This window comes from Peribacillus sp. NPDC058002 (genome assembly GCF_042886655.1).
Classification (GTDB): domain Bacteria; phylum Bacillota; class Bacilli; order Bacillales; family DSM-1321; genus Peribacillus; species Peribacillus aracenensis.
This window is the reverse complement of record NZ_JBHVQU010000195.1, coordinates 1-6,799: the sequence shown is the minus strand read 5'-3', so window position 1 is coordinate 6,799 and position 6,799 is coordinate 1. Positions and strand designations below refer to the sequence as shown.

Here is a 6,799-nt window from a genome sequence, read left to right as displayed (position 1 = left end):
CTTTGTATCTGGCCAATCGTTGCACGCAAAACTCCCTGATTTCCTGCTCCGGAACTGACTTTCCTTTCTTTAAGACAATGGCCGCCTTTACCGTTTCCCCACGGTATGAATCCGGAACCCCATATACACATGTCTCTTTTACGGCTGGATGCTGATAAATAATATCTTCAACTTCGATTGGATAAACATTATAACCGCTTGCAATGATCATATCTTTCTTCCTGCCTACGATATAAAAATATCCGTCTTCATCCATCGTCGCGATATCTCCAGTGTAAAGCCATCCATCCCGCAAAGCCGTTGCCGTTTCCTCTGAATTTTTCCAATATCCCTTCATTACTTGCGGCCCTTTAATGATCAGTTCGCCTCTATCACCTGCCGGCAATTCAACAATGCCTGTTTTCAGGTCGACGATTTTAGCGTCGGTATTTGGGTATGGAATACCGATACTTCCTGGCTTTTTCTGACCTATGACTGGATTTCGGTGGGTAGTGGGTGAAGTTTCCGACATGCCAAACCCTTCCAATATCGTGACCCGTAATTTTTTTTCGAACTGATGAATGATTTCTATCGGGAGCGGGGCTGAACCACAGCTGCAGTACTTAAAGCAGCTTAAATCGTCCGCCGTTAATTCCGGGTGATTCAGTAAAGCAATATACATGGTCGGTACGCCTGGAAAAATGGTTGGCCGATGTGTTCGAATCAAATCCACCACCTTGTTTATTTCAAATTTCTCTAATGTGATAAAAGTCGATCCGGCATATATGGCACTATTCAATCGTCCATTGCCAAACACATGGAATAATGGGGTCAATCCAAGCATCCGTTCCCCAGGCCTTTGGAGTTGAAGGGCATTTGCCGTAAAGGCAAAATCTTGATAAACATTCGAGATTAAATTAAAATGCGTGAGCATGACCCCTTTTGATTTCCCTGTAGTCCCCCCTGTATATTGAAGTACAGCCACAGCTTCCTTCGGATCGAGAGCCAGAGCAGGGAGTTCCTGATCTTTCCTTGATAAATCCGTTCCAGTTTCCATTAATTGTTCGGCAGAAATGAACGTTAACCTATCAGAAAAACTAGTTAGCAATAATTTTCCCCGTTGTTCCTCACGCCCAATGAACCAATTGGCTTCGGAATCCCGTAATATATAATCCAATTCACTCGCCTGATACAGTGGGTTCACTTGAACGACCACACCTCCCAAACGATGAATGGCATAATAGGCAATGATATATTCTAGACAATTTGGCAGCATGATCGCTATACGATCGTCTTTTTGAAATCCACGGTTGCATAAATTAACAGCAAAACGATATGAGGCATCCTTTAATTCCATAAATGTCATTTCCCGATCCCCATCTATTACGGCTTTGCAAGTTGGATAAAGTCGGGCTGAACGTTCAAGTAGTCCATATAATGACAATACAGGAATGTCAATTTCAGCAGGAGTTTCTTTCGGATAAAATCCATGCCAAGTTCTAGTCAATTTTTTTCACACCTCATTCTTATCAATTAAAATGGAGCAAAGTCATTTGTCTGCCAACTTGATCATCCTTGCCTCATTTATCACGAATGATTTTAAAAATCCCTGTGCCCTTTGCAATTGTGTTGCCCTCAGTATCTTTTATTTCTCCTTCAGTAAAGGCAATTTTGTATCCTTTTTGAAGGACTTTTGCTTCCGCAAGTAGTTCCCCGCTCGATATGCTGGCCAAATAATGTACAGTTAAGCTTGTCGTAACTACTTTGGATTTGGTAACGGAACGAGTCACCATTCCTAGAATGGTATCCAGCATGGTAGCATGAATGCCCCCGTGCAGTGTTCCATTAACATTAAGCAAATGTTCTTCTATGTTCAACTTTATCGTAACATTCCCCTCTTCAAACCGAATGATTTCAAAACCTATATGTGCAAAGAATGCACAACTTTCGAATTGATTACGAATATCTTCCACTTCAACAGGCAATCTTCCTCCCCCTCACTTTGGCGCGATTCAACTTATATACGGAAAGAAGCAGAAACGCATGGGGTTTCCACTCCTGAATCGTTGGCCTATACGGTTTCAATCATGATAGCCATTCCCTGTCCGCCGCCAACACAAAGTGTAGCAACACCATATCTTTCTTTCCTGCGAATCAGTTCATATATTAGCGTTGTCACGATCCGGGCGCCCGTCGATCCGACTGGGTGTCCAAGAGCGATCGCTCCCCCATTTACATTAACTTTGTTTTCATCTAGCGATAAATCCCTGATTACTGCCAATGCCTGTGAAGCGAACGCTTCATTTAATTCGAAAAGCCCGATTTCCTCTACCTTTTTCCCGGTGCGCTCCATAAGTTTTCCGACGGCTGGTACTGGACCAATTCCCATCACTTCAGGCGAAACTCCCGCGGTCGCCCAATCGACAATCTTTGCGAGTGGTTTTATTTGTAACCGTTTCGCTTCACTCGCTTTCATTAATACCAATGCAGCAGCCCCATCATTACGGCCACAAGCATTCCCTGCAGTGACGGTTCCGTTTTCCCTGAATGCCGGTTTTAAACTTGCAAGTTTTTCCATTGTAGTTTCCGGACGTGGATATTCATCCGTTTCAATGGTAACCATACTCTTCCTGTCAGAGACCTGAACAGGAACAATCTCATCCTTGAACTTTCCTTCTTTTATCGCTTTTGCCGCTCTTCGTTGACTTTCCACTGAAAAGGCATCTTGTTCTTCCCTGGAAATGCTGTATCGTTCTGCGACATTTTCAGCAGTGATTCCCATCCCTAAATTTTTTCCATAAATTTCTTGTGGCTGCTGTCCAGCTTCAGTATTGGAATCCACTAGCTTGGTCCTATCTCCCCCAAAACGGGCACTTCTTAAATAAAGCGGTGCGCGGCTCATGCTTTCCGTACCGCCGGCAACGACTATATTTGCTTGACCTGAGCTTATCTGCTGTGCTGCTGAGGTGATGGCCTGCATTCCAGATGCACATAACCGGTTTACTGAAAAAGCCGGTGCAGAATCGGGAATCCCGGAACGCAGCGCTGCCACTCTCGCGACATTCGAGGATTCGGTCGTTTGCCTAACCTCCCCGAAAATGACTTCATCCACTTGTTCTGCTACAATATTCGCACGCTTAATCGCTTCTTTAATGGCTATGCTCGCCAAATGACCGGAACTAATCTCTTTAAATGCTCCACCGTACTTTCCAATCGGTGTTCGAACAGCACTAACGATTACGATATCTTCTCCCATTTCGTTCCTCCCCCTTGAAATTCAAGATTCATAGGCAAAAGACTGCCTGCCCGAATAAACAGTAAGAAATTAACACTCTTCCAAGACATTCCTTGATATGATTAAACGTTGGATTTCATTCGTTCCTTCATAGATTTTCGTTATGCGGGCATCCCGATAAAAACGTTCAACTGGATATTCAGCCATATATCCCATTCCGCCATGAATTTGAACCGCTTTATCCGCGACCCGATTAAAAACGTCAGAAGCGAACAGCTTTGCCATCGATGCTTCTTTGATCACCTTTTTTCCTTCATCAATCTTTTGTGCCGCCATCATCGTCAATGCTCTTGCGGCTTCCGTTTCGGTTGCCATATCAGCAAGCATCCATTGAATCGCTTGGTTGTCCGCAATTGGTTTGCCGAATTGAATGCGCTCTTTTGCATATTTGGCTGATAATTCAATCAATTTACCACTTGATCCCACTGATCTTGCAGCCAAACCTACACGCCCTTCACCTAAAATTTTCAGGGCAGAGATATATCCCATTCCAACTTCGCCAATAACATTTTCTTCAGGTATGATACAATCCTCGAAAATGACCTGTGAGGTATATGATCCCCTTAACCCCATTTTTTTGTCCTTTTTGCCGACAATTAAACCGGGAAAATCTCTTTCTACTAAAAATGCTGTAATCCCTCCCTTTGCTCCTTTATCTTTATCCGTTAAAGCAAATACGGTATAAACATCAGCTATCGGCCCATTCGTGATGAAATGTTTCGTCCCATTCATCACCCAGTAATCACCCTTCTTTTCTGCAGTTGTTGCCAAATTGGTTGCATCAGACCCCGCTCCTGGTTCAGATAAAGCAAAGGCGCCAATTTTTGTGCCTGCTGCCATTTCAGGCAAATATTTATTTTTCAAATGTTCGGATGCAAGCTTAACCAGACCTGTACTGCCTATCCCGGTATGGGCGCTTATTAATGAAACGAATCCATTATGGGTCCTTCCTAACTGCTCTAATACGGTAGCCTTTCCAACAGCATTCAAGCCAATTCCACCATATTGTTCCGGAATGCTTATCCCGAATAAGCCAAGGTCTTTTGCTTTTTCCACCAAATGCTCCGGGATGGCATCTTCTTCTTCAATTTGTATGGCGTAGGGCTCGACTTCCCTTTCAACAAAATTACGGATCATTTCCTTCATTTGCTGCATTTCCTTGGTTAAGGTGATTGTCATCGGTTTATTCCTCCTTAGTTCTGTTCATGAGTAGCCATTTTTAAGTTTTCTTCATAGGGCATATAAGGTTGTTATCATCTAATCATTCCGTGGAATTCATTGTATTCTGGTAAATTGGAGTCCTCATTCTTACAAAATCAGGCTTCACGTTCAATTATCGTGGCAATTCCCTGCCCGCCACCAATGCAAGCTGTAATAAGAGCAAACCTTCCAGCAGAACGCTTCAACTCATAAACCGCTTTCGTAATGAGGATGGCACCCGTCGCACCTAGTGGATGTCCATGTGCAATGGCTCCCCCGTTCACATTCACTCTTGCGGGATTCATATCAAGCTCCCTATTACAAGCAATGACTTGAGCGGCGAAGGCTTCATTAATTTCAATGATGTCCATTTCATTTAAAGAAAGACCTGATTTCTTCATTACCTTTCTTATAGCGGGAACAGGTCCTATCCCCATATAATTTGGATCTACCCCTGCAACGGCCTGTGCCCTTATCGTCGCTAAAGGCTTAATCCCCAATTCCACCGCTTTTTCCCTCGACATTATGACTAGGGCCGATGCGGCATCATTCAATCCCGAACTATTGCCTGCAGTCACGGAACCTCCTTCTAAAAAAGCAGGTGATAATTGGGCTAGCCCTTCTTTCGTTATTTGCGGACGTGGATGTTCATCCGATTTAAATTCAATATCGTCGCCTTTTCTGACGGGAATATGAATAGGCGCAATTTGCTCATTGAAACGGCCCTCTTCCACGGCTTTGGCCATCTTTTTTTGGCTTTGTAGTGCGAATTCATCTTGTTCTTCCCTGCTGACCTCATATTTTTCCGCTAAGTTTTCAGCCGTGATTCCCATTGGGGGATCGCCAATCACTTTTGGGGACAACCGGGATTTTCTGAACTGCGGCGGCTTTGCACTATATGCTTTTTCCGGACGATCCATCAAGTATGGCGCCCTGCTCATGCTCTCGACCCCACCGGCGATATAGACATCACCTTCGCCTGCACGGATCGCTTGTGCAGCCAAGTTGACAGCATTTATTCCCGAGCCGCATTGACGGTCGACAGTCAGTCCCGGAAGATGAAGCGAGAGTCCTGTTTCCAGCGCCGTTAACCTGGCAATGTTTCCACCCCCGCTTAACACATTCCCCATGATTACATCATCTATCATATGAGGTTCGACATTCGCTCGTTTTATGGCTTCTTTCATCACTTCTGCTCCAAATGCGTGGGCGGGCACCGATGCAAGTGCACCTCCCTGTTTACCAATGGCTGTTCGAACTGCAGAAACTATGACGGCATCTCTATTCATTTTCCCATCCGCTCCTTTTCCTTTTTTCACACCCATTTGAAGGCATTCCTTCATTTCACTAGTTTCATTGAATGTAAGCAGGTTCTACCTTCCTTATGAGGACTTAAGGTCAAAGTTATCCGAACTTTTATTTTTATGTTTCCCTTTAAATTTGGCTGGTTTAACGAATATCGCAAACAGGATGCCAAAAGCCAGGACAAGGATGGCCATGAACAATATCGATAAGTTATATCCCAATAATTCATTGCCTCCTGCAAAACTTATGATATAGCCAGTTAATAGAGGTGCAATAATGCCTGCTATATTTCCTGATGATGTTAAGATGCTTGTCATCAATCCCCCACGCTCTTGCATTTCATTGATCATGATCGTTGGTCCAATCGGTAAGATTGCATATGTAAGGCCCTTTGCTAAACACATGGCGACTATTACCCAGATTGGATTTCGAAATACCATGATTGAGGAAAAGAACAATGCACCAAGAATCATGGCGCCCGCGACGATAAATACCCTCGATGACCGCCAATTCTGATTCTTCTTGAATAAATGATCAGACACCATCGAAACACCCATATAAATACATACGGAAACGACTCCGATTAACGCAACGCTGGTTCCCATTTGACCTGGAGTCATTTTTACGGCTTCCACTAAATAAATCGGGAGCCAAACAGAAAACCAAACAACTAAAATATACGTGGAAAAATATGCGAGTGTAGTAAACAAAGCAGTAGGTGATGCGAGTAGCAACAAAAAGTCTTTCAATTTAATTTTTTCTAGTTTCGCTTTCTTTTTCTTTTGTACGTTTTCATATACTTCAACTGGATTTTCCTTTGTTAAAAATTGAAAGAGGAAGAACCAAACAAGGCTTGCTCCACCAAGGGCGGCAAAGGCAGCTTTCCATCCGAATATCGTAATTAAAGAAACGAGGATCGGTGCCACGATCATCGCACCAACGGTTCCTCCGCCAACCACTACCGAATTGGCAAAGCCTTTCAATTTCGGCGGAAACCACTTATCTGCATGAGAGTAAGCG

General features: G+C 43.8%; 6 protein-coding genes. All 6 read right to left on the bottom strand.

Annotation, left to right across the window (positions count from 1 at the left end):
- Nucleotides 1-1,486 (bottom strand): long-chain-fatty-acid--CoA ligase (locus ACFVSH_RS21285; protein ID WP_387707697.1); only part of this gene is annotated, 1,486 nt, incomplete at its 3' end.
- A gap of 73 nt (nt 1,487-1,559) precedes the next feature.
- Entirely contained in the window at nt 1,560-1,964 is a 405-nt protein-coding gene (locus ACFVSH_RS21280; protein ID WP_387707695.1) for a PaaI family thioesterase, read from the bottom strand.
- Nucleotides 1,965-2,050: 86 nt separating this feature from the next.
- Nucleotides 2,051-3,235, bottom strand: a complete 1,185-nt coding sequence (locus tag ACFVSH_RS21275) for a thiolase family protein (protein ID WP_387707694.1) — start codon at nt 3,233-3,235, stop codon at nt 2,051-2,053.
- A gap of 69 nt (nt 3,236-3,304) precedes the next feature.
- A complete protein-coding gene (locus tag ACFVSH_RS21270; RefSeq protein WP_387595393.1) occupies nt 3,305-4,453 on the bottom strand; it encodes an acyl-CoA dehydrogenase family protein in 1,149 nt (382 codons plus the stop codon).
- A gap of 137 nt (nt 4,454-4,590) precedes the next feature.
- Nucleotides 4,591-5,763, bottom strand: a complete 1,173-nt coding sequence (locus ACFVSH_RS21265) for a thiolase family protein (RefSeq protein WP_387707699.1) — start codon at nt 5,761-5,763, stop codon at nt 4,591-4,593.
- Between the two features lie 93 nt (nt 5,764-5,856).
- A partial coding sequence (locus ACFVSH_RS21260; RefSeq protein WP_387707692.1) for an MFS transporter occupies nt 5,857-6,799 on the bottom strand: 943 nt, incomplete at its 5' end.